The sequence below is a fragment of the Rhodospirillaceae bacterium genome (assembly GCA_016712715.1).
Taxonomy (GTDB): Bacteria; Pseudomonadota; Alphaproteobacteria; order Dongiales; family Dongiaceae; genus Dongia.
Genome location: JADJQM010000001.1, coordinates 197828 through 223618, shown reverse-complemented (window position 1 = coordinate 223618; position 25791 = coordinate 197828). Strand labels below are relative to the sequence as shown.

At 61.5% G+C, this 25791-nt stretch carries 27 protein-coding genes, 1 tRNA gene and 2 pseudogenes; 13 read left to right on the top strand and 17 right to left on the bottom strand.

What is annotated here, in order from left to right:
- The first annotated feature begins 9 nt into the window (after positions 1 to 9).
- Positions 10 to 1110, top strand: coding sequence for a L,D-transpeptidase family protein (locus IPK59_01175; protein ID MBK8157467.1), 1101 nt, complete (start codon positions 10 to 12; stop codon positions 1108 to 1110).
- Here the strand turns inward: IPK59_01175 and IPK59_01170 are convergent.
- Positions 1107 to 1607 carry a host attachment protein gene (locus tag IPK59_01170; GenBank protein ID MBK8157466.1) on the bottom strand — a complete coding sequence of 167 codons (501 nt, stop codon included), beginning with the start codon at positions 1605 to 1607 and terminating at the stop codon, positions 1107 to 1109. The two genes, IPK59_01175 and IPK59_01170, sit on opposite strands and share 4 nt — an antisense overlap.
- 107 nt (positions 1608 to 1714) lie before the next feature.
- On the opposite strand from IPK59_01170, the gene IPK59_01165 reads away from it, so the two are divergent.
- Both IPK59_01165 and IPK59_01160 read left to right on the top strand, forming a co-directional pair.
- Positions 1715 to 3268, top strand: a complete 1554-nt coding sequence (locus IPK59_01165) for an AAA family ATPase (protein ID MBK8157465.1) — start codon at positions 1715 to 1717, stop codon at positions 3266 to 3268.
- A gap of 38 nt (positions 3269 to 3306) precedes the next feature.
- A pseudogene (locus IPK59_01160) lies at positions 3307 to 4294 on the top strand (zinc-dependent alcohol dehydrogenase family protein).
- On the opposite strand, the gene IPK59_01155 reads toward IPK59_01160, so the two are convergent.
- Positions 4291 to 4884, bottom strand: a complete 594-nt coding sequence (locus IPK59_01155) for a hypothetical protein (protein ID MBK8157464.1) — start codon at positions 4882 to 4884, stop codon at positions 4291 to 4293. The pseudogene IPK59_01160 and the gene IPK59_01155 sit on opposite strands and share 4 nt — an antisense overlap.
- 71 nt (positions 4885 to 4955) lie before the next feature.
- A pseudogene (locus IPK59_01150) lies at positions 4956 to 6451 on the bottom strand (thymidine phosphorylase family protein).
- Positions 6452 to 6601: 150 nt separating this feature from the next.
- On the opposite strand from IPK59_01150, the gene phnN reads away from it, so the two are divergent.
- On the top strand, positions 6602 to 7159 hold the full coding sequence (phnN, locus tag IPK59_01145; protein MBK8157463.1) for a phosphonate metabolism protein/1,5-bisphosphokinase (PRPP-forming) PhnN: 558 nt from the start codon (positions 6602 to 6604) through the stop codon (positions 7157 to 7159).
- A gap of 4 nt (positions 7160 to 7163) precedes the next feature.
- Here the strand turns inward: phnN and IPK59_01140 are convergent, their stop codons facing one another.
- Entirely contained in the window at positions 7164 to 7826 is a 663-nt protein-coding gene (locus tag IPK59_01140) for a phosphoribosyltransferase (GenBank protein MBK8157462.1), read from the bottom strand.
- Positions 7827 to 8252: 426 nt separating this feature from the next.
- Between IPK59_01140 and IPK59_01135 the strand changes: the two genes are divergently transcribed.
- Both IPK59_01135 and IPK59_01130 read left to right on the top strand, forming a co-directional pair.
- The gene (locus tag IPK59_01135; GenBank protein ID MBK8157461.1) at positions 8253 to 8543 is read left to right on the top strand and encodes a hypothetical protein; all 291 of its coding nucleotides are present in this window, start codon (positions 8253 to 8255) and stop codon (positions 8541 to 8543) included.
- Positions 8544 to 8608: 65 nt separating this feature from the next.
- Complete coding sequence (locus IPK59_01130; GenBank protein ID MBK8157460.1) at positions 8609 to 9730, top strand: pentapeptide repeat-containing protein; 1122 nt, start codon at positions 8609 to 8611, stop codon at positions 9728 to 9730.
- A 74-nt stretch (positions 9731 to 9804) separates the two neighbouring features.
- On the opposite strand, the gene IPK59_01125 is transcribed toward IPK59_01130, so the two are convergent.
- Positions 9805 to 9942 (bottom strand): hypothetical protein, encoded by a 138-nt coding sequence (locus IPK59_01125; GenBank protein MBK8157459.1) that lies wholly within the window; start codon positions 9940 to 9942, stop codon positions 9805 to 9807.
- 234 nt (positions 9943 to 10176) lie between these two features.
- Between IPK59_01125 and IPK59_01120 the strand changes: the two genes are divergently transcribed.
- From IPK59_01120 to IPK59_01105, 4 genes are all read left to right on the top strand, one after another.
- Entirely contained in the window at positions 10177 to 10539 is a 363-nt protein-coding gene (locus IPK59_01120; protein ID MBK8157458.1) for a transporter substrate-binding domain-containing protein, read from the top strand.
- 113 nt (positions 10540 to 10652) lie between these two features.
- Positions 10653 to 10868, top strand: coding sequence for a hypothetical protein (locus tag IPK59_01115; protein ID MBK8157457.1), 216 nt, complete (start codon positions 10653 to 10655; stop codon positions 10866 to 10868).
- Positions 10869 to 10885: 17 nt separating this feature from the next.
- On the top strand, positions 10886 to 11056 hold the full coding sequence (locus IPK59_01110) for a hypothetical protein (GenBank protein MBK8157456.1): 171 nt from the start codon (positions 10886 to 10888) through the stop codon (positions 11054 to 11056).
- A gap of 282 nt (positions 11057 to 11338) precedes the next feature.
- Positions 11339 to 12214, top strand: coding sequence for an OmpA family protein (locus IPK59_01105; protein ID MBK8157455.1), 876 nt, complete (start codon positions 11339 to 11341; stop codon positions 12212 to 12214).
- A 44-nt stretch (positions 12215 to 12258) separates the two neighbouring features.
- Here IPK59_01105 and IPK59_01100 read toward each other — a convergent pair whose 3' ends face one another.
- The 5 genes from IPK59_01100 to IPK59_01080 all read right to left on the bottom strand — a co-directional run bounded on the left by IPK59_01100 (position 12259) and on the right by IPK59_01080 (position 17235).
- Positions 12259 to 13485: an NAD(P)-binding domain-containing protein gene (locus IPK59_01100; GenBank protein ID MBK8157454.1), complete on the bottom strand. Its 1227-nt coding sequence runs from the start codon at positions 13483 to 13485 to the stop codon at positions 12259 to 12261.
- Between the two features lie 240 nt (positions 13486 to 13725).
- Positions 13726 to 13801, bottom strand: a tRNA-Glu gene (locus IPK59_01095).
- A gap of 141 nt (positions 13802 to 13942) precedes the next feature.
- Positions 13943 to 15793, bottom strand: coding sequence for a dihydroxy-acid dehydratase (ilvD, locus tag IPK59_01090; GenBank protein MBK8157453.1), 1851 nt, complete (start codon positions 15791 to 15793; stop codon positions 13943 to 13945).
- Positions 15794 to 15895: 102 nt separating this feature from the next.
- Entirely contained in the window at positions 15896 to 16939 is a 1044-nt protein-coding gene (locus IPK59_01085) for a low specificity L-threonine aldolase (protein ID MBK8157452.1), read from the bottom strand.
- A gap of 20 nt (positions 16940 to 16959) precedes the next feature.
- On the bottom strand, positions 16960 to 17235 hold the full coding sequence (locus IPK59_01080; protein ID MBK8157451.1) for a hypothetical protein: 276 nt from the start codon (positions 17233 to 17235) through the stop codon (positions 16960 to 16962).
- 47 nt (positions 17236 to 17282) lie between these two features.
- Here IPK59_01080 and IPK59_01075 point away from each other — a divergent pair, with 47 nt between their 5' ends.
- The gene (locus tag IPK59_01075; GenBank protein MBK8157450.1) at positions 17283 to 18263 is read left to right on the top strand and encodes an RluA family pseudouridine synthase; all 981 of its coding nucleotides are present in this window, start codon (positions 17283 to 17285) and stop codon (positions 18261 to 18263) included.
- A 180-nt stretch (positions 18264 to 18443) separates the two neighbouring features.
- Positions 18444 to 19340 (top strand): RNA polymerase sigma factor RpoH, encoded by an 897-nt coding sequence (gene rpoH, locus IPK59_01070; GenBank protein ID MBK8157449.1) that lies wholly within the window; start codon positions 18444 to 18446, stop codon positions 19338 to 19340.
- 210 nt (positions 19341 to 19550) lie between these two features.
- Here the strand turns inward: rpoH and IPK59_01065 are convergent, their stop codons facing one another.
- The 4 genes from IPK59_01065 to IPK59_01050 all read right to left on the bottom strand — a co-directional run bounded on the left by IPK59_01065 (position 19551) and on the right by IPK59_01050 (position 22001).
- A complete protein-coding gene (locus IPK59_01065; GenBank protein MBK8157448.1) occupies positions 19551 to 20057 on the bottom strand; it encodes a YHS domain-containing protein in 507 nt (168 codons plus the stop codon).
- Positions 20058 to 20236: 179 nt separating this feature from the next.
- A complete protein-coding gene (locus IPK59_01060) occupies positions 20237 to 20860 on the bottom strand; it encodes a pyridoxamine 5'-phosphate oxidase family protein (GenBank protein ID MBK8157447.1) in 624 nt (207 codons plus the stop codon).
- Positions 20861 to 20889: 29 nt separating this feature from the next.
- Positions 20890 to 21357: a nuclear transport factor 2 family protein gene (locus IPK59_01055; GenBank protein ID MBK8157446.1), complete on the bottom strand. Its 468-nt coding sequence runs from the start codon at positions 21355 to 21357 to the stop codon at positions 20890 to 20892.
- A gap of 98 nt (positions 21358 to 21455) precedes the next feature.
- Positions 21456 to 22001, bottom strand: a complete 546-nt coding sequence (locus IPK59_01050) for a peroxidase-related enzyme (protein MBK8157445.1) — start codon at positions 21999 to 22001, stop codon at positions 21456 to 21458.
- Between the two features lie 129 nt (positions 22002 to 22130).
- Between IPK59_01050 and IPK59_01045 the strand changes: the two genes are divergently transcribed.
- Positions 22131 to 23051 carry a LysR family transcriptional regulator gene (locus tag IPK59_01045; GenBank protein ID MBK8157444.1) on the top strand — a complete coding sequence of 307 codons (921 nt, stop codon included), beginning with the start codon at positions 22131 to 22133 and terminating at the stop codon, positions 23049 to 23051.
- A 148-nt stretch (positions 23052 to 23199) separates the two neighbouring features.
- Here IPK59_01045 and IPK59_01040 read toward each other — a convergent pair whose 3' ends face one another.
- From IPK59_01040 to IPK59_01030, 3 genes are read right to left on the bottom strand one after another with little or no spacing between them, the layout of a single operon-like run.
- Positions 23200 to 23706 carry a hypothetical protein gene (locus tag IPK59_01040; protein ID MBK8157443.1) on the bottom strand — a complete coding sequence of 169 codons (507 nt, stop codon included), beginning with the start codon at positions 23704 to 23706 and terminating at the stop codon, positions 23200 to 23202.
- A gap of 21 nt (positions 23707 to 23727) precedes the next feature.
- The gene (locus tag IPK59_01035; GenBank protein ID MBK8157442.1) at positions 23728 to 24924 is read right to left on the bottom strand and encodes a hypothetical protein; all 1197 of its coding nucleotides are present in this window, start codon (positions 24922 to 24924) and stop codon (positions 23728 to 23730) included.
- The gene (locus IPK59_01030; protein ID MBK8157441.1) at positions 24921 to 25760 is read right to left on the bottom strand and encodes a hypothetical protein; all 840 of its coding nucleotides are present in this window, start codon (positions 25758 to 25760) and stop codon (positions 24921 to 24923) included. The genes IPK59_01035 and IPK59_01030 overlap by 4 nt, the downstream gene beginning before the upstream one ends.
- Between the last annotated feature and the right edge of the window lie 31 nt (positions 25761 to 25791).

The following is a 25791-nucleotide window of genomic DNA, read 5'->3' as shown; positions in this document are numbered from 1 at the left end:
TGGCGATCCATGAACAAATCATCGATCGTCCTCCTGCTCGCCGCCAGTCTCGCAGCCTGTTCCAACGCGGTGCCGGTGACGGCGGCACCATCCCCGCCACCAGTGCTGGAAGCCGTCGCCCCGCCGGCCGCGTTACCGCCTGAAATCAAGACTTTACCGGACGACCAGGCGCGCCTCGTCACAGTGATCGCCGCCTATCAGGCGATCGCCGCCGCGGGTGGTTGGCCACTGGTGCCGGAAGGCCGGACGCTGCGCCCGGGCGACCGCGACGCCCGGATCTTCGAGCTCCGCAACCGGCTGTTGGATCAAACCGATAGCGACCTCTTCGACCCGGATCTCGCCACCATGGTCCGGCACTTCCAGCATCGCCATGGGCTTGAGGAAGACGGTATCGTGGGTTCCAAAACCCTCGCGGCCCTCAACATCCCCATCGACCAGCGCATCGCGCAGCTCCAGCATAATCTGAAGCTTATTCAAGTCGGTCACCGGCAATGGGACGACCGCTACATCGCCGTCAACGTCGCCGCCGCGACCTACCGGCTGGTTGAAAACGGCCAGACGGTCTTTGAGCGCCGGGTCATCGTCGGCCGACCGAATTGGCCAACGCCGCTGCTCAACAGCGTCATCAACGAGATCGTGCTCCACCCCACTTGGACCGTGCCACCCCGCATCGCCCAGCTGGAACTGCTGCCCCGCATCAAGCGCGATGCCGGCTACCTCGCCGATCATGACATGCGCTGGGTCGACGGCATGATCCGGCAGGCCGCTGGGCCAAGGAACCCGCTCGGCAAGGTGAAATTCGTCTTTCCGAATGACGAGAGCGTCTATCTCCACGACACCAACGCGCCGTCGCTGTTCAACGAGGCCGAGCGCCACCTCAGCCATGGCTGCGTCCGCCTCTCCAATGCCGTTGAACTGGCTCGATATTTACTGCTGAAGGAACCCGGCTGGAACGAGGAAGGGCTGGCGGCACGCCTCGCCGAAATCCGGACCGAGCGCATCAGGCTCAGCCGGCCGATCCCCGTTCACCTGGTCTATGACACCGCCTGGGTCGACCCCGACGGGACGGTCCATTTCCGTGACGACGTCTACGGACGCGACCGCCCTTAGCTGCCCTCGCGCGACTTCTTGATCTGCGTACCAATCGGCCCGAGGCGGCCAAGAACCTCCGGCACGGACATCCATGTCATATCCGAATTGCGGGTCATGACGATCTTGGCAGCCACCGCCGCCGGCAGCGCGGCGCGGAGGGCCGCCCCGATCTTGCTCGGCGCCACCACGACCAGCTGGTCGAACCGGCCACGGCCACCTTTCAGGTAGTCCGCCAGCCGCGCGACGAAGAGGTCCTTTTCATGCTGCTTCAGCGAAACGCGCGGCTCGATACCATGGCGCGCCGAGCCAACGCTTTCCTGGCCGCGCGGCAATGGACCCGAAGCCAGTTTGCCGCCGGTCAGGCGCGCATCGGAGGAAATGTCGAGGCGCACGGACACGCCGGCATGGGCGGTCTCGCTCTCCAGAATGCGCGCATGGCCGCCATCTGCGACGATGACCCAGATGCGCTTGTTCTTGTTCTTCCCCGGACTTGCTGCAGCAATCGCGCGTTTCATGCTTCACCTCCTGTTTGAACCTCATTAACCTAGTGTTCCGGGTCTCAAGCTGCATTGCGCTAGGTCAATGTCAGGTCGGAGACATCTCACGAGATCGGAAAGCTCTTATGTCGGCGACAGATGACCAGACCGCCGTCATCGATTTCCTGTCGCGTCCCGGCAGCTATCCAGATGGGGTAACTACGGTCGAGACTATCACCACCCATGCCTCCGTCATCATTCTCGCGGGCGACCTTGCCTATAAGTTGAAGCGGGCGGTCAAATACTCCTACCTCGATTATTCAACCGTCGATGACCGCCGGCGTGCCTGTGCCGCCGAACTGGCGCTCAACCGGCGCACAGCACCCTCCCTTTACCTCGATGCACGGCCAATCGTCCGAAATTCGCGCGGCGATCTGCAATTCGGCGGTGCCGGCGCGACGTTGGATTGGGTCGTTGTCATGCGCCGCTTCCCACAGGAGGGCCTCTTTAACAATCTCGCCGAGCAGGGCGCATTGTCGCCCTCCCTGCTCCGCCAACTCACCGATCGTATCGCCGCTTTCCACGCCGCGGCAGAGATCGATACAGAATATGGCGGAGCCGCCGGCGTTGCCGCGGTCCTCGATATCAATGACGAAAACCTGCGCCGCACGCTGAGCGATCCCGCCTCGATCAGCCGAACGGACATCCTGCGTACACTGACCCAGGCAAGCCTTGATCGATACCGAGCCCTGCTGGACCATCGCCGGGCAAGCGGCCGGGTTCGGCAATGCCATGGCGACCTCCATCTCGGCAATATCTGTCTGGTGGAGGGCCAGGCCACTCTGTTCGATTGCATCGAATTCAGCAAACTCATCTCCTGCATAGATGTGCTCTACGATCTTTCGTTTCTACTGATGGATCTGCGGCATCGAGGCCTGCGGCGACAATGCGGCCAGGTCTTTAACCGCTATCTTGACCTTACCGGTGATGAGGACGGCCTGCCATTGCTGCCACTCTTCATGTCGCTGCGCGCTGCCGTCAGGGCCCATGTCACAGCGGCGGCCGCAGGGGCGGATGAGAAACATCAGCGGGAACGCCTGACCGAAGCAAGAAGCTATCTCGAACTGGCCATCGAACTGCTGCGACCTGTTCCGGCGCGGCTTATCGCTATTGGCGGTTTGAGCGGCAGCGGCAAATCCACCATAGCCGCCGACGTCGCCGGTACGATGGGCCTAGCTGCCGGCGCGCGCATCCTGCGCAGCGACATCATTCGCAAGCAACTTTTCCATGTACCGCCGGAACAGGCCCTGCCAGCCGAAAGCTACGTGCCTGAGGTCAGCCGTCAGGTCTATGCCGCGGTTTGCGCGCGCGCTCACTCAGCCCTGCAGCACGGCCAAAGTGTCATTGTCGACGCTGTCGCCGCAAGACCCGAGGAGCGCGATGAGATCGAGGCCGTTGCACGCCGACATGATGTCACCTTCAGCGGTATCTGGCTTGACGTAGCTCCAGCGACAATGCGTGCCCGCATCGGCGCCCGCCGGACCGATGCTTCGGACGCCGATGTCGCTGTGCTTGAGCGTCAACTGGCCTACGACCTAGGCGATATGCGGTGGTACAGAATGGATGCCAATGGCGCCCCAGAAGCTGTCGCCAAAGCGGTGCTGGATTTTCTGCATGCCACGCGAGGTTTATCTGAATGAAGGTGACAACTCCCGCTACCGGCGAGCAATCAGCAGGCATGGCCATGGTCCTCACCAAATGCAATGCGCCATTGGTGGGGCAACGACGGATCTGGCCCACCCCTACCGGACGCGATGTGCTCATCAGGATTCATGCCTGTGGTGTCTGCCGAACCGACCTCCATGTCGTCGATGGAGAACTACCTGCCATATCGCTACCACGCATTCCGGGCCATGAGGTCATCGGCACGGTGGTGGCCCTGGGTTCCGATGTTGAGGAACTACAATCGGGCAATCGCGTCGGGGTGCCCTGGCTTGCCTATACCTGCGGCATCTGCGACCACTGCCGTGCCGGGCGTGAAAATCTCTGCGCGTCAGCTGCCTTTACCGGCTATCAACGCGACGGCGGCTATGCCGACTTCATGATTGCGGATGCACGCTATTGCCTGCCGATTCCGGCCGTTTACAGCGATGCCGAAGCGGCTCCTCTGATGTGCGCCGGCCTGATCGGCTACCGTGCGTTGCGCAAGGCAGGTGATGCCCGGCGCCTTGGCCTCTATGGCTTTGGCGCTGCCGCCCATATTGTCATCCAGGTGGCAAAGTATGAAGGTCGGGCGATCTATGCCTTCGCGCGGTCTGGGGATGACACGGCGATGGCCTTTGCCCGCGACCTCGGTGCCGACTGGGCCGGGCCATCTGACGCCATCCCGCCCGAGCCACTTGATGCCGCCATCATCTTCGCCCCGGTCGGCGCCCTCGTGCCCATGGCGTTACGGGCCATACGTCCTGGCGGACGGGTGGTGTGTGCCGGTATCCATATGAGCGACATACCGAGCTTTCCCCTACGAGTTGCTCTGGCATGAACGGGAAATCGTCTCGGTCGCCAATCTGACGCGTCAGGACGGTATCGACTTCCTGGCCCTCGCCCCGCGGATTCCCATCAGGACCCACACCACAACCTACCCGCTGGCAGAAGCCAACAAAGCCCTCAGCGATCTACGCGACGGCACCATCCGCGGTGCCGCCGTGCTGATTCCGGCATTCTAGGCGGCTTCGCCGTTCCGCAGCCTATCCCGGAACTCCTCAAGCCGGGCGCGATATCCATCTGCGTCGCCATATTCCAGGAATTCGTAATAGCGCTGATGCGGATCCGGAACCCGCAAAGCATGCTTGATTGGACACCAGAACTGCTCGGTACGGCTGCCAATTTCCCGGATATAGCCGATGACGCCATTGGCATAGCCGCAATAGACGCAGTTCAAAGCCTCTATCCAGTTGAGATAGGCAAGGTGCCGTCGATCAAAGGTTACGTAATCCGCTCGCCTGACCTGCGGAACGCGATAGATCCGAAAACAGATCGCCTGATAGAGACTGGCCCACAGATCCACGAGCACCAAAGGCACGATCAACGAGTAAATTATCGGCACGCTCAGCATGTATCCGATCGGCGCCTGCGCAATGAAGACGCCCACGGTCTTGCGCAAACGTCTGTGCTGCAGCACGATCCCGTGCTCGAACTCGATAAACTTTTTATTGACGTTCCAGCCTAACGCTTTGCGTCGCTGTTCGATCTCGCGGTCGAGTTCGGCATGGAGCCTGATGATTTCGTCAGCCAATTCCTGCAGTCGATTTGGCATGCCTCGTTCCCTCCAGATGGGGCAGGATACGACGGCACCACCGCGCAAGGCCCAAGTGAAATTGCTGATTTCTACCCTAGGCTACCGCTGAGTTCATAGCCAGTGCCTTCCGCTGCCATTCCTGTCGCGAAGCGGAAGTCGGTAGCATGGGCGGCGTGAATTCGATAAAGAGGTTCGCCCTTTTCAACCGGGTCACCGACCTTTTTGAAGAGATCAATGCCGGCACCCTTGTCTGAAGGCGCGCCGGCAATACGCGCAAGGCGCGCGATGCGGTAGCAGTCAATACTTCCGATGGTACCATCGGCCGGCGCAACTACCTCATGGGTCAGTGGACCGAGATCAGTCAGCGATGGGCTGGCGCCTTGCGCCCTCATGATCTCCGCCATCTTCCTGGCCGCGGCTCCGGATCCAGCAATTCGCGGGCTCGGTCACGGCCATGTCCACCACGCAAAGCGGGGTCAAACTCCAGAATATGTCCCGCCAGCAGCAAAGATCGCTGACGCAGGTCCTGCGGCGCGTCCGCTTGGCCCTCAAGCACACGCATCACATCCCGCGCCTCAAGCTTCGGGCCGACGCCATATCCCACCGGCTGCGACCCATCGGTGATTTCCACCGTCAGGGTCAATCCCAACTGGTCACCTACGAACTCGAACAGCTTGCGCATGCGGATGGCGTCGACATGGGTGCGCACCTTGGCTGTCGGCCCCATCGGAATGTCGATGATGAGATGGCTAGAGCCAGCGGCAAGCTTCTTGGACAGGATCGAAGCCACCAACTGCTCGCGTGTGTCGATGCCAAGGGGCCGCTCGACGGAAATGAGAATGTCATCAGCTGGGGCAAGATTGACATGGCCGCCCCAGACGATGCAGCCCTTTACCGCTCCGACGATTTCGCGAATCTCGTCGATGCCGATTTCGACTCTTGCCAGCACTTCCATGGTGTCGGCAGTTCCGGCCGGCGAGGTGATGGCCCGCGACGACGTCTTCGGGATGGTAAGGCCATGGGCAGCCACGATCGGCACGACAATCATCGAGGTGCGGTTCCCGGGAATGCCGCCGATGCAATGCTTGTCGACGATCGGGCGCTGCGGCCAGGTCAGCCGGTTGCCCACCGCGGCCATCGCCTTGGTCAGGCCGAGGACCTCGCCAGTGGTGAGGAAGCTCGCGGAAGCGATCAAAAATGCCGCGATTTCCATCTTTGAATAGCGGTTCGAGGCGATGTCGCGAATGATCGCCTCGAATTCGGCATCGTTAAGGCTCTGCCCCAACACTTTCGCCCGTATCGCCTCGTGGCTCGCCGGGGGCCTTGCCTGTGCCACCGTCACGGTTTGACCTTCGGGGATGTTCAGTTGGCGGAAGCTCTGCTCCGACAGACCAAGTTCGTCGCGTCCGAGAAGATTGGGGTCATCCACGATATTCAGCACCGCGAGAATCGACCGGCCATCTTTCGAGACTTCGATCTTCGCCAAGCCTTGAAACTTCTCGGCCCGATAGAGCGGGCAATCGCGCGACAAATAGGCCACGTTTTCATGGTAGGTGTCGATGGCGACGCGACGCAGCTTCAGCATGGGGCATCCCTGTTCTTGCGATATTGGGGAGCTTGCGGGGCTTTTGCCCCACACCATTTGACCTGGATCAAACTATCCGGTCAGGTTGTCCCGATGATATGGGAAATTGCCCTTTAGCCCGATCCATTCTGCAAAGAGGCAGGCTCAGCAATGTCGTCAGGCCGGTTGGTTTATCTCATGGGGGCGTCCGGTTCGGGCAAGGACAGCGTGCTCAATCACGCCCGCCAGCGTCTAGACGGACGGTATGATGTTCTGGTCGCTCACCGCTATGTAACCCGTCCGGCGCAACTCGGGCACGAGAACTATGTCTCGCTCAGTGATGGTGAATATGATCTCCGCCGCGACAAGTCGCTGTTTATGCTGGATTGGGGCGCACACGGTGTTCGCTATGCGGTAGGCGTTGAGGTCAGGCACTGGTTGTCGTGCGGCCTCACGGTGGTGATGAATGGCTCCCGTGCCTACTTGCCGACTGCCGCAGCCCGCTTGCCGGACTTGCTGCCCATCCTGATCGATGTCCCCATAGCTCGCCTGCGGCAACGGTTGCTGGATCGTGGCCGCGAGTCACTGACCGAGATCGACGCCCGCCTGCAACGTGCCGAGGCCGTGACTGTCTCACATCCTTCCCTGATCAGGATCGACAATTCGGGTCCAATTGCGCTGGCCGGAGACCGGCTGACCGATATCCTCACGCGCGAGGCCAAGCAGTAATGGGCTATCGTCCGACCGGTTGCTGACAGCGCGCATGCGCCTCGCTTAGAATGGCAACGACCTCGTGATCGGTCACTTGATCAAAGACTCTGTAATATGCGCCGACAGCGTCGAAATCTTCGTGCGCCTCCAGGCAGATCACTTCGTCGACCTCCGCCGCCATTTCTGAAATGCTTTCAGTCGACGCCACGGGCACCGCCAGGACAAGGCGCGCTGGATGCTGGCGACGCAAGGCACGAATGGCGGCGCGAGCCGTGGCGCCAGTGGCAAGCCCGTCATCGATCAGGATCGCCGTGCGGCCCTCGGCGGGCTGCGGGGCGCGTCCGCACAGATAAATTACGCGACGGCGCGCGATCTCTTTCAACTCCAACGCGACCGCTGCGTTGATCGCCTCTTCGCTCGGCTCCAGCCTCCTGGCAAAGTCGTTGAGAACGATCTCCGGATGATCGCCATCCACCACGGCCCCCAGGGCCAGCTCCGGCTGGAATGGCGCGCAGATCTTGCGCACCAGAATGATGTCGAGGGGGCAGCGGAGGGCCTTTGCAACCTCGAAGCCGACCGGCAGGCCGCCGCGCGGCAGGGCATAGACCACCACGTCCTGGCCCGCGAACTTCTCAAGGGCCTTGGCGAGCTTCTGACCGGCGTCAATTCTGTCTCGAAACGGCATGACACATCTCCCGAGAAGCTCGCATGTTCGACCTTTCAACCTGGCGCGCCATTGATCTGGATCATGCGATCGTTCAAGGGGTGGTCTCAAAGAGCTCCGGAAAGCAGCTCCGGCACCTTCCGCCACGCCTGAAACAGCCTCGCGCGGTCCACAAACCACGATGGCGTCAACGGCAGGCAATCAATAGCCAATTTGTTTCAGGGGGATAGGATTGGCAAACGCAGTGGCGACTCGGGCGACAGGCACGGTCAATCTCGACCAGTGAACTCTCCCACGGCGCGAGGTGACTTCACATCGCTCATTTCACACGTTACTTTGTGCAAAAGCTAGGTACGCTGAGTGTGCGACCGGGGAGTCGCTGGGGAGACCATTTACATCAGGTGCGGTAGAGAGATGATATCGGAATGGCGTCGCTTGACTTTCTCGATGGATGAACTTGCTACGGCACTGCTCCAGTACCTCATTACCACCGAAAAAATCGGGGAAAAGGAGATGCTCGGCCGCATCACCATCACCGATGCACCGGACATCGAAATCTCCGCCGTGGTCAAAGGCGGTCCAGATGCGGCCGGTCGAACCATCAATCTGAAGAGTGAAATACTTGGCGCCCTGTTGCTGACCCATTGTATCCGCAACAAGATCCCGGTCGCCAAGCGGGCCAAGAAATCCATCATCAAGCATGAGGACAAGCTGGCGCTCGTCCTGGCCATCGAATAGAGCGGATTTGTGGACACAAGCATGGACGTCGACGAACTCTGGGGCGCACTTGCCGCACACAGGCTATGGCTGGCCAAGGAAAGGGCGGGCGACGGGTCGATCTCAACAAGTTCAACCTGGAGGGCGCCTCCCTGCGCGGCGTGAACCTGACGGGCGCCAAGATGGTGGGGGCACGCCTGGTGAATTGCGACCTGTCCGACGCCAAGCTTGATGGCGCCGATCTGTTTGGCGCCGATCTTTCCGGCAGCAATCTCACCGGGGCGAACTGCCAGGATGCCAATCTGCGCGGCGCTCAGCTCAAAGGCGCCAATTTCAGCAAGGCCCAGTTATCGGGCGCCGATCTGCGCAGTGGATCACTCCTGGTCGAAGGCGGCAGCAAGGGCAACCGCGACAATTCGGAAATGAACGAGCTCAATCTCAGCGGCGCCAATCTTGAGCGCGCCAAGCTCAACGGGGCCGTCATCCGCAATGCCAATCTGAGCGGCGCCAGCCTGCGCAACGCCGAAATGCAAGGCGCCGATCTCACCGGCACCCAACTCAAGGGAGCCGACCTCAGCGGCGCAGATCTGTCGCGCAGCGATCTGAGTGGGGCCAGGCTGGATCATGCCAAGGTCACCGGCGCCAAGCTCGACCACGTGACACTGAAGGATACCAACCTGTTTGGCGTCGACCTGTCCACGGCCATGGCGCGCAATGTCGACATGTCGCATGCCCTGCTGGTCGATGATTCGCCCGATGCCATCGGGCGCCTGAAGGCGCTGATTCAGTCGCATAGTGAATGGGTGGAGACGGGTGGCGAGAAAGGCCAGCGCGCGGATTTTTCGGGCGCCGATCTTTCCGGCCTCGACCTCGCAGGCATAAAGCTCACCGGCGCCACCTTCACGGACGCGAAGCTGCGCGGCACCATTCTGCGCGGTGCCAAGAGCAATCTTGCCAATTTCACCCGCACCGATCTCACGCGCGCCGACCTTACGTCGGCCGAATTGTGCGGTGCCAAGTTCACCGAGAGCAATCTCGAAGGGACAATTTTCCGGAACGCTGATCTCAGTCCCGAGATCATCAAGCGCAAGGGGCCAAGGATGCGGTCTATCCGACCGTCATCGCCGATTGCCGCCTGGTCAAGACGGATTTCACCGAAGCCAATGCGGACGGTATCATTACCGAGAATTTCAATCTCGCAGGTGTGATTGCCGATATGGCATTCCTGGACCAGGTGTCCGGCGCCAAGGAAGATACCGACGAGACAAAACCCGCCTGATGCCTACGAGATGTAGCTCAGGAGCGAGACGCACAGGCTCCCGATCACCACAAACGACACAAAACTCCAGGCGCTCGCAACCAGACGGTGGCCTGACTTTGCTTCCTGAAGGGTGTCTTCGTAACTGTTGATGATGTTCATGGCGCACTCCGCAGCTAGGGGCCTGGGCCTCCAAGTGGGTCAAGTGACAAAAGGTTCAAGGCGCGCGACGGCCAAATGCCGAGACTGTGCGCGCCGTCACAGTGTTAAAATTGCGGGAACATGTTGGGAACGTCAGGAGCACCATTTAGGGATAGTGCGCAGCCACCGGCGGTTTCCCAAACTTCAACGGTCAGAACGATCGCCATGAAGGACTGATGTCACAATTGCCGGCACTTGAAACGGGAGGTACGAAATGACGGTCAGCTTCACCTGCTTGCATGCTCTTGCCCTCACGACGCCCTTGTTTTGACGGCAGCCGCCGCGGCGTCAGCCGATGTGCTGGAGCAGATCAAGAAGGACGCGACCATCCGCCTTGCAGTCCGGGCCGATGCTCCCCCCTTCTCATCCAAGGGCACGGACGGTGCTTACACCGGCTACTCCGTGGCGCTCTGCCAGGCCGTTGCTGCGCAGATCAAGGTCGATCTGAAACTGCCAGATCCCAAGATCGCGTATATGCCGGTGACGGCAGAGAACCGCTTCGACGCGATCGCAAAGGGCGACGCCGACCTCCTCTGCGAGGCCACGACAACTACCTGATCCAGCGCGCGGCCATCTATCTTTCGCTGCCCACCTTCGTCAGCGGTGCGGGCCTCGCCATTCAGAGTGACGGTCCAAAGGACCTTGAGGCACTTGCCGGCAAGAAGGTTGGCGTGCTCGGCGGCACCACGACTGAGGTGGCGTTGCGTACCACCCTGAAGGACAGGAAGCTGTCGGCGGATGTCGTCCTCGCCAAGACCCATGACGAAGGCCTTGCTGCTTTGGAGGCCGGTGAGGTCTCGGCCTATCCTTCCGACCGTACCATCCTGATGTACTTGCTGGACGCCCGCACCTTGCCGCAGAAACTGCTTCTCGCCGACAGTTTCTGACGATCGAACCCTATGCATTGGGACTGCCCCATCGCGACAATGCTCTGCGCCTCGCGGTGGACCGCGCCGTCAGCCATCTCTATCGCTCAGACGCCGTGGGCAAGATCTTCAAGGACTCGTTCGGCGCCAAGGCGAAGCCAACGTCGCTGCAACGGGCGCTCAACACGATCTCCGACCTGCCGGAATAGCCCGACAGCTGGGCTTCAGTTCCTGGGCATGCCCTGCTGAACGGACAGCGCGTTGGAAAGACTGTGCTAGCTCGCCTGGAACAAATCCGCGCCTCCGTGGTTAACAGATCGTAGCGGTAACCGACCCTGGCCAACCATTTTGCGATTGCTGGCGTCATGCGCCTTTTGCGCATGGGGGAAATTCTCCGCTTCTAGTTTTGCCTTCATGAGTAGCAGGAGAATTCAATGAAACGCGTTTTGGCCCTATGTGTCGTTGGCTTGATGTCCTCGACAGGCGCAGCGATGGCCGAGGACTCCGCCCTCCTGCAAACAGCCCAGGCGAATGCGGGCGCCTTTGTCGTCCATTTCGCATTCGACCAGGCGACCCTTGATTCCGAGGCTCTCGGTGTGATTGCAGCTGCGGCACAGGAATTCCAGCGCAGCGGATCGGCCCGCATTGCAGTCCGCGGCCACACCGATACCTCGGGCAACTCAGCCTATAACCAAGCGTTGTCGGAACGTCGCGAACAAGCAGTCGCCGACGAACTTCTGCGCCAGGGCGTACCTGCTACGGCGCTGACCAGCGAAGCCGTGGGCGAGACCGACCTCGCAGTGGCGACACCTGACGGGGTGCCGGAACAGGCCAACCGTCGTGTCGAAATCGTGATCGACCAGCCGCCGGCCCTGGTCGCGGCGGTCGCCCCGGCGCCAGCACCGGCACCTGCCCCCGCACCCGTTGAGGCGGCACCGCCACCCCAGAAGAAGCACGATCGCATTTTCAGCCTAGGTGGATTCTACGGCTTTAATCTGGAAGATGAGGCCGGCCATACCAGCCATCTTGGCGGCCTCAATTTCGCAGTCGATGTTCCTGTCATGCCCTGGCTGTCCGTGGGCGCTGAGCAGGCCGGCTTCTACCATTTCGACACGCCGAATGACGGGTTCGGCGGACGCACTGTCGCCAGCCTGGATTTCACCATGGGCGATAGTGACGATTTCCGTCCGTATATCGGCGGTAACTTCGGCTATCTCTATGGCTCGGGTTTCAACGATGATTTCATCGCCGGTCCGGAAGTTGGCCTTCTCTCAGGCCCCTTCATCGCCAAGCTTGCCTACGACATCCCGTTCAACCGGGATATGGACGAAGGCATCATCAATACCACGATCGGCTTCCGCTTCTAAGCCATCCCACCGCGCCGGGTGATCCCGGCGCGGTGCCTCGTGTGTCATCGGCGCGCGGCGATCTGCTCCGCCAGATAGTCGGCATCGTGCCAGACGCCCCAGATGAACGCTGACGCCCGCCGCGACAGCCAGCTCAACCCCAGGAAATAGAGACCAGGTACCTCGGAGACGCCACGCTGGTGCAGCGGTACGCCCTTGGCGTCGTATGTGCCCGCCTTCAGCCAGCTGAAATCGAGGGCAAAGCCGGTCGCCCAGATGATCGAGTTGACACCAGCCTCGCGCAGGTTGAGCTCAAGAATGGGATCGGTGACGCAGGCAGGATCCGGCTCCATCTTGCGGGCCTCCGGCTCTTCCGGAAGATCGAGCCCGTTCTTCTTCGCATAGGCATCGGCCGCATTCAGCACGGAGAGATAGTTCGCATCACCCTGCGCGATGTTGCGCGCCAGATCAGGCGCGAAATGCAGCGCGCCGTCCTTGAACATCCCCGCCCGTCCCAGCAATGTCATCCCGCGCGCGGCAAGGCGCCGGAAGTCAACGGTGTGGCCGCCATAGGCGCCGCTGACCGAGATCGTGACATGCTCCATCCCAGGCTCGCGCGCCTTGGCATCCCAGAGGCCCAGCGCACCCAGCCACCAGCAGAAATCCTTGCCGCGATAGGTCCTGGGCGGCCGGTCATGCGGGCCGATGGACAGATAGACTCGCTTTCCCGCGCGCAGCAATTCGTCGGCGATCTGCCCGCCGGAAGACCCCGCCCCCACCACCAGCACGGCACCTTCGGGCAACTGGCCTGGATTGCGGTAGGCGTTGGAATGGATCTGCAGGATGCCCGTCTCCGCCGGCACGACGGCCGGGATGATCGGACGCTGGAACGGTCCGGTCGCTGCCACGACGTTGGCTGCATCAATGCTTCCGGCCGAGGTCTCGACGAGGAAGCCGGACCCGTCTTCTTTGCGGTGCACCGCCTTCACCTCGACGCCGCAGCGGATCGGGGCCGAGATCTGTTTGGCGAATTCCTCGAAATAGGCCACGACCTTGTCCTTGGCAGCGAAGCTGTCGGGATCGATGTCGGCAAATGTCTTGCTCGGAAACCGATCATGCCAGGCCGGCCCGTTGGCAACGAGCGAATCCCACCGCTCCGACCGCCAGCGCTCGGCGATCCGGTGCCGCTCGAGGATCAGGTGCGGCACGCCGCGCTTGCCGAGATGCTCACTCATCGCCAACCCGGCCTGCCCCCCGCCGATGATGAGCGTATCCACCTTTTCAACCTGCATCGCGATTCCTCATTCAATCCGGCACATTCGAACGGCATCGACCGTCATGATGCAGTTGCGTGGCGACATATTGCGATTGATGACGAGTAACAGGGCGCCCAGCGCCTGCCAATTACGAAAGTCCAAAGCCAAAGATCGGAAAAACCGACCCAAGGGCCTCGGCTCGGGATAGTGGCCGTGAGGTATTGGCGGATTTACGAGGCAAAATTCGCCCGCGGAGCGAGCGACGGTCGGCGCGCTTGGCGTCCCCAACGGGATTTGAACCCGTGTTACCAACGTGAGAGGCTGGTGTCCTAGGCCACTAGACGATGGGGACGCAGAGGCCGGCGACTTGTGGCTGTCGCGGCGGCCGAACTTCTAGAGGATCGGCGGCTTTCGATCAAGCCCGATCTAATGGATTGGCCTGATTAGGTTATTTAGCCCGCCTGACCTCCCGGACAACTCCTGATGGCCGCTCCTACCGCTGCTGGTCCACATCGCGGATGGCGCCGCGCGCCGCACTGGTGGTGAAGGCGGCATAGACCTTGAGCGCGTCGGAGACCTTGCGGTTGCGCTTCACGGCGGGCTTCCAACCCTGGGCGCCCTTCACGTCCATCGCCGCACGACGCGCGGCGAGGGTCGCTTCCGGCACCGCCAGCGTGATTGTGCGATTGGGGATGTTGATCTCGATCCGGTCGCCCTCCTCCACCAGGCCGATCATGCCGCCTTCGGCCGCTTCCGGCGAGACATGGCCGATCGAGAGGCCCGAAGTGCCGCCCGAGAAGCGGCCGTCGGTGATGAGCGCGCATTCCTTGCCCAGCCCCTTCGACTTCAGATAGCTGGTGGGATAGAGCATCTCCTGCATCCCGGGGCCGCCACGCGGTCCCTCATAGCGGATCACCACCACGTCGCCGCTCTTCACCGAGCCCAGCAGGATGCCGGAGACGGCATCGTCCTGGCTTTCGAACACGCGCGCGGGACCGGCGAAAACATGGATGCTCTCATCGACACCCGCCGTCTTCACGATGCAGCCGTCGAGCGCCAGATTGCCCTTCAAGACTGCGAGGCCGCCATCCTTGGAGAAGGCATGCTCAGCATCGCGGATGACGCCAGCGCTGCGGTCGAGATCGAGGGCGTCCCAGCGCTCTGCCTGGCTGAAGGCGGTTTGTGGCGGCACACCACCCGGCGCCGCCATTAAGAAGCGCTGCACGGGCTCGCTGTTCGACTGGCGGATATCCCAGCGCGCCAGCGCCTCGCGCATCGTGCCGGCATGGACGGTGGGCTCTTCGCCATGCAGCAGGCCGGCTCGGTCGAGTTCGCCCAGGATCCCCATGATGCCGCCGGCGCGGTGCACGTCTTCCATATGCACGTCGGATTTGGCGGGCGCCACCTTGCACAGGCACGGCACCTTCCGTGACAGGCGGTCGATATCTTCCATGGTGAAGGCCACACCGGCTTCATGTGCGGCGGCCAGGAGATGGAGCACCGTGTTGGTCGAGCCGCCCATGGCGATGTCGAGGCTCATCGCATTCTCGAACGCCTTGAAGGTCGCGATGTTGCGCGGCAGCACGCTCTCGTCATTCTCTTCGTAATGGCGCTTGGTGATGTCGACGATGAGACGACCGGCTTCCAGGAAAAGGTTCTTGCGGTCGGCATGGGTCGCGAGCGTCGAACCGTTGCCCGGCAGCGACAGACCCAAGGCTTCCGTGAGGCAGTTCATCGAATTGGCGGTGAACATGCCGGAGCAGGAGCCGCAGGTCGGGCAAGCCGAACGTTCGATCGATTCCACCTCGGCATCGCTGTATTTGTCATCGGCCGCGGCCACCATGGCGTCGACCAGATCGAGCGCCACTTTCTTGCCCTTCAGCGTGATCTTGCCGGCTTCCATCGGCCCGCCGGAGACGAACACCACCGGCACGTTGATGCGGAGTGCCGCCATCAGCATGCCCGGCGTGATCTTGTCGCAATTGGAGATGCAGACCATGGCGTCGGCGCAATGGGCGTTGACCATGTATTCGACGCTGTCGGCGATGAGTTCGCGCGAGGGCAGGCTGTAGAGCATGCCGTCATGGCCCATGGCAATGCCGTCATCGACCGCGATCGTGTTGAACTCCTTGGCCACACCACCCGCCGCCTCGATCTCGCGCGCGACCATCTGCCCAAGGTCCTTCAAATGGACATGGCCCGGCACGAACTGGGTGAAGGAATTCACCACCGCGATGATCGGCTTGCCGAAATCCCCATCCTTCATACCCGTGGCACGCCACAGGCCGCGGGCGCCGGCCATATTGCGGCCGTGCGTAGTCGTGCGGGAACGATATGCGGGCATGGTCTCGTACTCCTGGAGATCGGTCTTTGGCCGGATTAGTTCATAGGGTCGGTGGTATCACAAATGCGGTTTCGCCATGCGGCTCCCCGCTATCTGCATGGACTAGCTTGCTACCTTCACGAGCTTGTTGGCGGTCTGGATGAAGGCCTCCACATCCTTGGCCGCCGTGGCGAAGCTGGTGACCAGCCGGATCGTGCCCGGCGCGGCACCTGGCCAATCGTAGAAATCGAAGCCGGCCTTGCGGAGGCCAGCGACGATCTCAAGCGGCAGGCGGATGAAGATCTCATTGGCCTCGACCGGGTGCAGCAGCTGGACGCCGGGGATGGGTTTGAGCCCGCCCACCAGGCGCTGCGCCATGGCATTGGCGTGGCGGGCGAGCGTCAGCCACAGATCGTTCTCGAAATAGGCATCGAGCTGGGCGGAGACAAAGCGCATCTTGGAAATGAGGTGCCCTGCCCGCTTGCGGCGGAAGCCGAAGGTCTCGGCGAGCGCCTTGTCGAAGAACACCACCACCTCGGCCGCGAGCGCCCCGTTCTTGGTGGCGCCGAAGGAGAGCACATCGACACCGGCCTGCCAGGTCATCTGCGCCGGGCTGACATTGAGATGCGCCACCGCATTGGCAAAGCGCGCGCCGTCCATGTGCAGCTTGACCTTGTGGTGCCGGGCGATCTCGCCGATGGCTGCAACTTCGGTCGCGGTATAGGCGGTGCCGCACTCGCTGGCCTGGGTCAGGCTGATGGCGGCCGGCTGTACGTGATGCACATCGCCGGCGCGTGCATTGTCGAGCGCATCGGCAACCGCGCCGGCGCTGAGCTTGCCGCCGGCACCGGCGATCGGCACCAGCTTGGCACCGCCCGTGTAAAGCTCGGGCGCGCCGCATTCATCGACCATGATATGCGCTTCGGGATGGCAGTAGATGGCGCCATAGGGCGGCGTCAGCGTGGAGAGGGCCAGCGCATTGGCCGAGGTGCCGGTGACGACCGGGAAGGCCGCGACCTCGCGCTCGAAGATTTCGGAGAGGCGCTGCTCGACCCGCGCGGTGATCGCGTCGGCGCCGTAGGACGGCATGGCGCCCTGGTTGGCCTTCTCAATCGCCGCCATGATCTCAGGGGCGATGCCGGCCACATTGTCGCTGCAGAAATTCATGGTGCTGCTCTCGGGTGGATTTATTGGGGGGAAGTGAGGTCGAATTGGCCGATCATCTGGCCGCTCTTCATATCCGCGATCAGCACCTGGCGGCAATCGTCGCGGCCACCGATGGAGAGGATCAGGCGGTCGCCCTCGGCCGTCATCTGCTCGACCCGGCAGCCGGCCGGCACCTCCAATTTGGTGAGATCGAAGCCCGTCCCGCCCAGACGATTGGCGCCAAAAGCGATCAAGGTCACCGCCGCCACGAGGAGGAGGACGGCAAAGCCGATCACCAATGTCTTGAGTACCAGCATCTGGCGGGGTACTTCCCTGCTGACATGATCCATATGGCACCCTTGAAATGACCGATTACCCCACCCCGCTCCAGCTCAACATCCCTGAAGAGGCCGCCGGCGAGCGCCTCGACCGGGCGCTGACGGCGCTCATCCCCGAGATGTCGCGGAGCCGCATCAAGGCCTTGATCGAAGGGGGTAATCTCCGCTTTGGCGAAACCGGCGCGACCATAGACGACGCCAGCTACCGGGTCAAACCGGGCCAGGTCTTCGCGCTCACTGTGCCGGATGCGACGCCGCCCGTGCCGCTCGGCCAGCACATCGACCTCGATATCCATTACGAGGACGCCGACATCATCGTCATCGACAAACCGGCCGGGATGGTGGTCCACCCTGCCCCCGGCAACCCCGACATGACCTTGGTCAACGCGCTCATCGCCCATTGTGGCGACAGCCTGTCCGGGATCGGCGGCGTGAAACGGCCTGGCATCGTCCACCGAATTGACAAGGATACCAGCGGCTTGCTCATTGCGGCGAAGAACGATGCCGCACACCATGCGCTCTCGGAAGCCTTCGCCGCCCATGACATCACCCGGGCCTATAAATGCGCGGTCTGGGGCCTGCCCAGCCCCAAGGCCGGCACGATCGAGACGCTGATCGGCAGGCATCCCGTGCACCGGCAGCGCATGGCGGTGGTCAACCGGCTCGGCAAGGATGCCGTCACCCATTACCAGGTCGAGCAGGTCTACGGCCTCGGCGCTTCGCTGGTCGAATGCCGGCTGGAAACTGGGCGGACGCATCAGATCCGTGTCCACATGACCCATATCGGCCATCCGCTCATCGGCGACCAGACTTATGGGCGGGCCACGATCGCAAGGCGGGCGCAGCTTTCCGACACCGCCAGGGCCGCGGCCAAGGCCTTCCCGCGCCAGGCACTCCATGCCGCCATCCTGGGTGTAACCCATCCCCGCACCGGTGCGTATATGGAGTGGGAGTCGGAGATACCAGCCGATCTTGCCGACTTGTTGGAGCAGCTCGGAACAAAGTAACTCCTTGATCTGTTAAGTAAATCACAGGGACTTGAAACCCGACTTCGTTAACCTATTTTAATTATATCTATAACCGACTTGCCCGGTAGGACTTAGGGCGGCTTGGGGGCGCTGAATGCCTTAAAGCCGCCAAGATTGGGCGCCACAGTCGGCAGATCGAATGGTGGACTGGGGAAAAAGATGGCAACTGCGACGACGACACTTCCCGCCCTTGTTGGCGAGAACAGCCTGGGCCGATACCTCTCGGAAATCCGCAAGTTCCCGATGCTGGAACCCACGGAAGAATTCATGCTGGCCAAACGCTGGCAGGAGCACCAGGACCCGGAAGCGGCGCACCGCATGGTGACCAGCCATCTAAGGCTCGTGGCGAAGATCGCCATGGGTTATCGCGGCTATGGCCTGCCCATGTCGGAAGTCATCTCCGAGGGCAATGTCGGGCTGATGCAGGCGGTGAAGCGCTTCGATCCCGAGCGCGGCTTCCGCCTGGCGACCTATGCCATGTGGTGGATCCGCGCCGCCATCCAGGAATACATCCTGCATTCGTGGTCGCTGGTGAAGCTCGGCACCACGGCTGCGCAGAAGAAGCTGTTCTTCAATCTCCGCCGCGTCAAAGGTCAGATCAAGGCGCTGGAAGAAGGCGACATGACGCCGGAGAACGTGACCGAAGTGGCGACGCGCCTCAAGGTCAGCGAAAGCGACGTCATCGACATGAACCGCCGCCTGATGGCACCGGATCATTCCCTGAACGCACCCTTGCGCATCGACGGCGAAGGCGAGTGGCAGGATTGGCTGGTCGACGAGACCGAGAGCCAGGAGACCCGCGTCGCCGACGACCAGGAATTCGGCATGCGCAAGAAGCTGCTGGACAAGGCAATGCTGACCTTGACGCCGCGCGAGCGCAAGATCCTGGTGGAACGCCGCCTGAAGGACGAACCGACGACGCTCGAGGATCTTTCGACCGAGTTCGGCATCAGCCGCGAACGCGTCCGCCAGATCGAGGTGCGCGCCTTCGACAAGATCCAGCGCGCGATCCGCAAGCAGGCCATCGACCAGAAGCTGATCGGCGAGATGGTCTGATAGCACTTCAAGCATTCGACAGATCAACAAGAAAGGCGGGCTTGAGCCCGCCTTTCGCGTTTCTACCGTCGACTCATCGGCGGACCTCTCTGGCAAGAGCGATGATCCCTTCCGTTCACCTCGCTAGATATCCGGCACCGAATCCGACCGGACATCAGGTCGGGGGCGTCGCTGGTCGCTGTTGCGACGTCCCCTCCCCAGCCACCATCATTAAAGATCTTTCGGTGCCTTGTTCTCAATCGTCGGCCAGGTTTCATTGGCCGTCTTGATGTTGCCCGGGATGTCCTGGACCCACTTCTTCTTCACATCGGCATTGACGTTGAGATAGAGCTTGCCGTCCACGACCTCAAAGACCGAAGGGTCGACATCGAGCTTCTTGCCAAGCGCTACGCCCATTGCACAGAACCCGCCGAATGCCGGCGTATATTTCGCTGGATCTGCCTGAAACATCTTCATGTTGTCGGCCGACGCGAAATGATAAGTGGCACCTTCGAACTCGGCGGCATAGGCGTCCTTGCCCTCGACCGGCTTGCCGACCGTGAAATAGGCGATCGGATCAAAGCCATGAAGAATGACGTTGCTGCCTTCGACATTGATAGCGGAAGTGGATGCTTCGTCATAAGCGAAAGCCCTTGGCGTGCTACCTGAGATGGAACCGAGGACCACGGCAAGCGCGACGAATGCCGGAACCAAAATCGACCTGGACTTGATATTCATTTGCTTTCCTTGTCTGCAAAATTGAGGGGTTCAGTGAAATTAAGACAGCTGCGGAACTTCGAGCCGCCCGAGGCGGCCGAAATCACGTCAGTGTTCGTCAAAACTTAGAGGCCGTTGGCACGCAGGAGAATGTGCATTGGCCGAAACAGTTTCTTCCGCCCTGCGAAAACGAACGGGCATTAGGGGGCGATTTGGTCTTCCGTTGCCGCCTTCAGATGCGCCTCCAGTTCAGCGATGCGAGTCTGCAAAGGCGCCACAGCGCTCTCGATTTCCGCTAACGTAAAGCGTTCAACGATATGCTGCGGACAGTTCCAGTCAAATGCCTCGACGTCGATAACAATGCCTCGCTCGACCCGCGCCCTGTAGGTCGGCACTTCGAGTTTGGACAACAGGTCGCCGTCCGACAAGTCGACCGTTCTGGCGCGGCCGAGCAGTTTGAGTCGCGTGCGATGTGCATAGTCCATGAAGAACAGCGATACACGGTTATCCTTCATGACATTGCCGACGCTGATGTATTGGCGATTGCCGCGAAAATCCGCAAAGCCGATCGTCTTCTCGTCTAGCACACGCACGAAGCCGGCCGGCCCGCCGCGATGCTGCACGTAAGGCCAACCGGTTTCGCTGACCGTTGCCATGTAGAAGCTGTCTCGGGCACCGATGAAGCCGGCCTCATTTGCGCCCAGAACCTGATTCACGGGCTCGTCCATTTCCTCCATGTGCTGATAGCTAGATCGGCTGCCCATGGCTTCCTGCATGGCCTTCACGCTGTCCGTGAAGGCAATTTCGGCAAAACGATGGCCCATGGCGATGACTCCTCTGCGTGCTGAAGCAGTTAGAGACCAAGATCGGAGAGACCGGGGTGGTCCAGCGGTCGCGGTCCCTGCGGCCAGCGGAACTTCCGCTGCGACTCCGAGATGGCGAGATCGTTGATGCTGGCGAAGCGAAGGCGCATCAATCCGTTCTCGTCGAATTCCCAGTTCTCGTTGCCGTAGGATCGAAACCAGGCGCCATCCTCGCTTTGCCACTCATAGGCAAAGCGGACGGCAATCCGATTGTCGGCAAAGGTCCACAATTCCTTGATCAGGCGATATTGGTTTTCCCGTGCCCATTTGGCGGTGAGGAAGGCTTTGATGGCATCCCGGCCCACCGGGAAATCGGCGCGGTTGCGCCAGCGGCTGTCGACGGTATAGGCAAGAGATACCGCGACAGGATCGCGGCCGTTCCACGCATCTTCGGCCTTGCGAACCTTCTGGATGGCGGTCTCCCGCGTGAAGGGCGGCAGGGGTGGTTTCTGGGTCATGTGGCAAGTACCTCCTCGATCGAGTGGAAAGATGGCGGATGGATCCATCGGAGCATCGGTCCATCCGCCGTTCGGATCGAAACAGAAACGCTGGCCAATCAGGCGGCGCGGCTCAATTCGATCTTGGGAAAATCGATCTCGACTTCGGTCGCCTTGCCAAGAAGATTGGTGAAGATGTTCATGGCGACGTGGGCAATGATCTCGACAATCTCGGCATCCGAATGACCGCTGGCTCGGACGGCGTTGAATTCAGCCGAGGTGACCTGGCCCAGATTGTCGACCAGGGCGCGGGAGAAGACGAGAGCCGCCTCGGCCTTCGCGTCCGACGACTTGCCCTGACGGTTGGCCAGAATTTCGTCATTGTCGAGACCGGCCTTGCGGCCAATCGCGGTGTGGGCGGAGACGCAATACTGGCAGGCGTTCTGCTCAGCCACCGATAGGGCAATGCGCTCGCGCGTCTTGGCATCAAGGGCGCCAGCGCCAGCGATGCCGTGAAGGCCGAGAAAGGCATTGAGCGCCGCCGGTGAATTGGCAAGGACTCGAATGAAATTCGGCACCATGCCAAGCGCGCCTTGGACAGCATCCAACAATTGCTTGGCTTCGCCGGTAGCCATCTTGGGATCAACGACCGTGACGCGGGACATGTTCTTCCTCCAACCTGATTTTCCTCGCCGACGACACTTCGCCTCGGCTCCCCAACAATTTGGCTTCAGCGCACTCTTGAAAGAATAGGCATTTTGTGGAATTAATTATTTCTTCAAGAGGAATAATAAGTGGATAAATTTCATGAATTGGAGGTGTTCGTGGCCGTTGCCGATGCCGGCAGCTTTGCCAAGGCTGGCGCGCGCCTGAACATTTCTCCACCGGCCGTCACGCGCGCCATATCTTCCTTGGAGGGGCGCCTGGACGCACAGGTGTTCAATCGGACGACGCGTTCGCTCAACCTCACCGAAGTCGGCGCAAGATTCCTGGAGAACGCGCGGCGGCTCCTGGCTGAAATGGAGACGGCCGAAAAAGAAGCCGTCGGTGAAACGGCCGTGCCGTCGGGACACCTTGCCCTTACGGCTTCGGTGACATTCGGTCGACTCTGGCTGGCACCCGTCGTTTGCGCGTTCCTTGAGGCCAACCCCCGGATCACCGCGTCGGTCGCCTTGTTGGATCGGGTCGCCAATATGGTTGAGGAAGGTTTCGATGTTGCGATCCGGATCGGTTCACTTCCGGACTCAACCGTCATCGCACGCCGCGTCGGCGAGGTGAGGCGCCTTCTTGTGGCAAGCCCCGCCTATTTGGCAAAGCGGGGTGTTCCGCAATTCCCGGCAGACCTCAAGCTCCACTCAATCATCGCCTTTACTGGCCTCATGCCCAACCGGGAATGGCGGCACGTCGCCGATGGCGTTGCCAGCCAAGTATCATTGATACCGCGCCTGGAAATCAACGATGCCGCTTTCGCTCTGGCGGCGGCCGAGAAGGGTGACGGTATCACAATTGCCCTCTCTTATATGGTGGCAGATCATATTCGAAAGGGCCGCCTTGTTCCGGTCCTGGAAAAGTTCACACCACCGCCGGTGCCGGTGCAGATCGTCTACCCTCAAGTCCGCATCCTCGCCCCTAAAATCCGCGCCTTCGTCGACTTCGCCACACCGAGACTGACAGCAGCACTGGGTAAACTCTGGGTTCCGGCCGACCTCAAATAGCGATCCAGGTCAGTGCGGACACAACTCCTTCGCGAACGCTCGAATAGCCCGCCTAAAGGATGAAGCAACGACGATCGAGGATAGAGCCTGGGGCCGGCCGCTCAATTGCTTGCAAGAGCATGGCGGCGGCCGCTCTAGCGGCCCTTTCCTATTCCCCGCCCTCTTCCTTGGGCACGACCTGGACGCCGTACACACCGCGCACGGTTTCGCCCCATTCCTTGACCAGCCTCTCCTGGTCACCGGTGATGCGACGGAGACGCAGCGCGGTCTGGGTTTCGGCGATCTTGCCGATAATCGCCGGCATGGCGCCGAAGATGACCCACCCAGCACCGGCACCGCTCAAGGCGGCGAGCCAGCCATAGCTGTCGGCCAACACGATCTGAATATCGCCGACGCTGTGACCGGCGGCCCAGATGCTATTGAGGAAATAGAGACAGCCAACAAGGTTGAGCGAACCCACCGTGATGGAAAGGCGACGGCCAGGCGAGCTGTCGACCAGCCGCGCCACCAGGGTCGGCAGCATACCGGCGCAGACGACGGCAGCGCTGGGCATGAAGATCAGGCCGATCAGCACGACAGGCACGATCAGGCCCCATGGCTTCACCCCGAGGCCCTCATAGGTCGTGACGGTTTTTGTCTTGCTGTTCTTGGCCACCTGCCCGTTCCCCCTTTCCTGCTAGAACAACACTGAGACGACGCCATAGGCCGCGAGGCAGGCACTGGAGGTGAGCGTCGCCGTTATGGCCGCCGTACGCTGCGCAATTCCGCGCACACGCGAAATTTCAGTGAGGCCACCATTTGCCAGCCACGCCCGGCCGCGCTCGAGACCGGCATATTCCAGCATCGCTTGGGCAAAGCCGTCGGTATCGGCGCGGCGCAGCGATCCGTCACCATCAAGCAGCAGCAACATCTCGTCAAAGCGGCAGCCCTGGGCATGCGTTTCGATCTGACTACGGATATGATCGCGCATGCCGGAATTGTGGAAGGCGGCGATCACCGGCTCCAACATTTCCACCACAACCTGGGAGAGGCGCGGCAGATCATATTGCTGGTGAACGCGCTGCACGATCGCCAGCGAGCGCAGGATCGCCGTGCGATAGGCAATATCATCGTCCTTGTCGGCGAGGCCGATGAGCTCATTGTCCATCGAGCGCTTCATGTTGACGGCAATGAAGGCCGCGATGTGCCGGTCCATTGGCAGCGTCCCGTGAGGCGCTCCCGGAATGGCGGCGTCGATCGCCGGCAGCAAGTCGGCCGAGTTGACGACATAGTAGTCAGCGATGAGGGCCGATTTGCACGGCGTGCCGCGGTCGAGTTCGTAGAGCACGCGCTCGATGCCGTAGCCGGGAGCGGCGCGGTCGATGACCTTGTCGATCATCTCCAGGGAGCGGCGCAACTGCATCTGGTCGGGCCGCAGATTGGGTTGTTCTTCAAGCCAGGCATGGGGCAGCCGCGCATTCATCAGCTCGGCGATCTGCTGAACCCGCTCCGAGCGCTCGAAATAATGCGACAGCATCGAGCCCAGTCCCATCAGGCTGGTGCGGATATCCTTGTAGCAGATCGGCAGATTGCCACCCATCAGGATGATGTAGCGTGAGACGGTGCGGTCGCGGATGCCCGATTGCGGACCATAGGCGTTGGCGAGTCCGACGATGCGCAGCATCTTGTCGGCCGCCTTCTCGTCACCGAAGCCGCGCTTGAACCAATTGTCGAAATCGCCATCGGCAATCAGGGCGATGGCCTCGTTCCAGTGACGCGACATGGCATGGGCCAGCGCCGGCTTGTTGAGGAACTCGCCACCGCTGAATTTCAGGGGACGCGAGGCACGCTGCGGGATGCTGGGCAGCGTTGGATTGAAATGCGCGCCGGTCATCCAGCCTTCGAGCTGCTTGATCGTCCAGCGATCGGCGATCTTGTCGCAGAGCAGGCCGCGGAACAGTTCGGCCAGGCTCGGAGCCAGTTTTCGCCACCGGCCAGGGTTGAAAACGAGCCCATGTTGATCTTGGCGTTGATGATCTGCTCATCACTGAGATTTGCCACAGGATCACGGCCGAGAAAGAGCATGATCGCCGTTGCGCCGATGGCATAGAGATCGTCGGCCACCGAACCCACGCCGCGCCCAACCGGATCCGAGATCGCGTTGTCGACTGTTTCGCAGGATGCTGGCTGGCCGGTGCCGGGTGGCGAGGCGAGGCAATCGCCGAACATGAGGTCGCCGCTGTTGCCGTTCTGGAAGTAGATATTCTGCGGCCGGATGGCGCGATGCGGACATCCGATGAGGATGAGGTCGCGCAACATCTGGATCGCCGGCTGGATGAAGGATTTGATCAGCTGCGATTCCGACATCTGCGGAATCTGTCCATTGGCACCCATCAGGCGCTCGCCGGTGGGGATCGAGTAAATGAAAGCTGGTCGCCGGCCCCAGAGAACATCATTGCCCTCGACGCCGACGGGCCAATCGACGATACCCGACGCCAGCGGCCACATCAGATAAGCGCCGGCGGCATTGCGCGTGGGGGCGATCGCGAGGCCCCTGATGGCGAGATGACCCGGCGAGATGAGGGCAATGACCTTCCGCGACGCGTCGACCCGGTCGGTGGCCGCATAGGCCTCGGCCATGCCGCTGTCGAAGGCCGGCAGACGCTGGCTCGGCGCAATCTCGTAGCGCTCGCCCAGTTCCACCGCTTCCTTGACGCTCAGCACGGCCATAAATCAGTCCAGATCAGGCAAGAATTGCCGC

What these genes read in the sequence shown, in the direction of transcription:
- IPK59_01175 (MBK8157467.1), top strand. Translation starts at nt 10, where the DNA reads ATGAACAAATCATCGATCGTCCTCCTGCTCGCCGCCAGTCTCGCAGCC.
- IPK59_01170 (MBK8157466.1), bottom strand. Translation starts at nt 1,607, where the DNA reads ATGAAACGCGCGATTGCTGCAGCAAGTCCGGGGAAGAACAAGAACAAG.
- IPK59_01165 (MBK8157465.1), top strand. Translation starts at nt 1,715, where the DNA reads ATGTCGGCGACAGATGACCAGACCGCCGTCATCGATTTCCTGTCGCGT.
- IPK59_01155 (MBK8157464.1), bottom strand. Translation starts at nt 4,884, where the DNA reads ATGCCAAATCGACTGCAGGAATTGGCTGACGAAATCATCAGGCTCCAT.
- phnN (MBK8157463.1), top strand. Translation starts at nt 6,602, where the DNA reads ATGTCGTCAGGCCGGTTGGTTTATCTCATGGGGGCGTCCGGTTCGGGC.
- IPK59_01140 (MBK8157462.1), bottom strand. Translation starts at nt 7,826, where the DNA reads ATGCCGTTTCGAGACAGAATTGACGCCGGTCAGAAGCTCGCCAAGGCC.
- IPK59_01135 (MBK8157461.1), top strand. Translation starts at nt 8,253, where the DNA reads ATGGATGAACTTGCTACGGCACTGCTCCAGTACCTCATTACCACCGAA.
- IPK59_01130 (MBK8157460.1), top strand. Translation starts at nt 8,609, where the DNA reads ATGGCTGGCCAAGGAAAGGGCGGGCGACGGGTCGATCTCAACAAGTTC.
- IPK59_01125 (MBK8157459.1), bottom strand. Translation starts at nt 9,942, where the DNA reads ATGAACATCATCAACAGTTACGAAGACACCCTTCAGGAAGCAAAGTCA.
- IPK59_01105 (MBK8157455.1), top strand. Translation starts at nt 11,339, where the DNA reads ATGGCCGAGGACTCCGCCCTCCTGCAAACAGCCCAGGCGAATGCGGGC.
- IPK59_01100 (MBK8157454.1), bottom strand. Translation starts at nt 13,485, where the DNA reads ATGCAGGTTGAAAAGGTGGATACGCTCATCATCGGCGGGGGGCAGGCC.
- ilvD (MBK8157453.1), bottom strand. Translation starts at nt 15,793, where the DNA reads ATGCCCGCATATCGTTCCCGCACGACTACGCACGGCCGCAATATGGCC.
- IPK59_01085 (MBK8157452.1), bottom strand. Translation starts at nt 16,939, where the DNA reads ATGAATTTCTGCAGCGACAATGTGGCCGGCATCGCCCCTGAGATCATG.
- IPK59_01080 (MBK8157451.1), bottom strand. Translation starts at nt 17,235, where the DNA reads ATGCTGGTACTCAAGACATTGGTGATCGGCTTTGCCGTCCTCCTCCTC.
- IPK59_01075 (MBK8157450.1), top strand. Translation starts at nt 17,283, where the DNA reads ATGACCGATTACCCCACCCCGCTCCAGCTCAACATCCCTGAAGAGGCC.
- rpoH (MBK8157449.1), top strand. Translation starts at nt 18,444, where the DNA reads ATGGCAACTGCGACGACGACACTTCCCGCCCTTGTTGGCGAGAACAGC.
- IPK59_01065 (MBK8157448.1), bottom strand. Translation starts at nt 20,057, where the DNA reads ATGAATATCAAGTCCAGGTCGATTTTGGTTCCGGCATTCGTCGCGCTT.
- IPK59_01060 (MBK8157447.1), bottom strand. Translation starts at nt 20,860, where the DNA reads ATGGGCCATCGTTTTGCCGAAATTGCCTTCACGGACAGCGTGAAGGCC.
- IPK59_01055 (MBK8157446.1), bottom strand. Translation starts at nt 21,357, where the DNA reads ATGACCCAGAAACCACCCCTGCCGCCCTTCACGCGGGAGACCGCCATC.
- IPK59_01050 (MBK8157445.1), bottom strand. Translation starts at nt 22,001, where the DNA reads ATGTCCCGCGTCACGGTCGTTGATCCCAAGATGGCTACCGGCGAAGCC.
- IPK59_01035 (MBK8157442.1), bottom strand. Translation starts at nt 24,924, where the DNA reads ATGACCGGCGCGCATTTCAATCCAACGCTGCCCAGCATCCCGCAGCGT.
- IPK59_01030 (MBK8157441.1), bottom strand. Translation starts at nt 25,760, where the DNA reads ATGGCCGTGCTGAGCGTCAAGGAAGCGGTGGAACTGGGCGAGCGCTAC.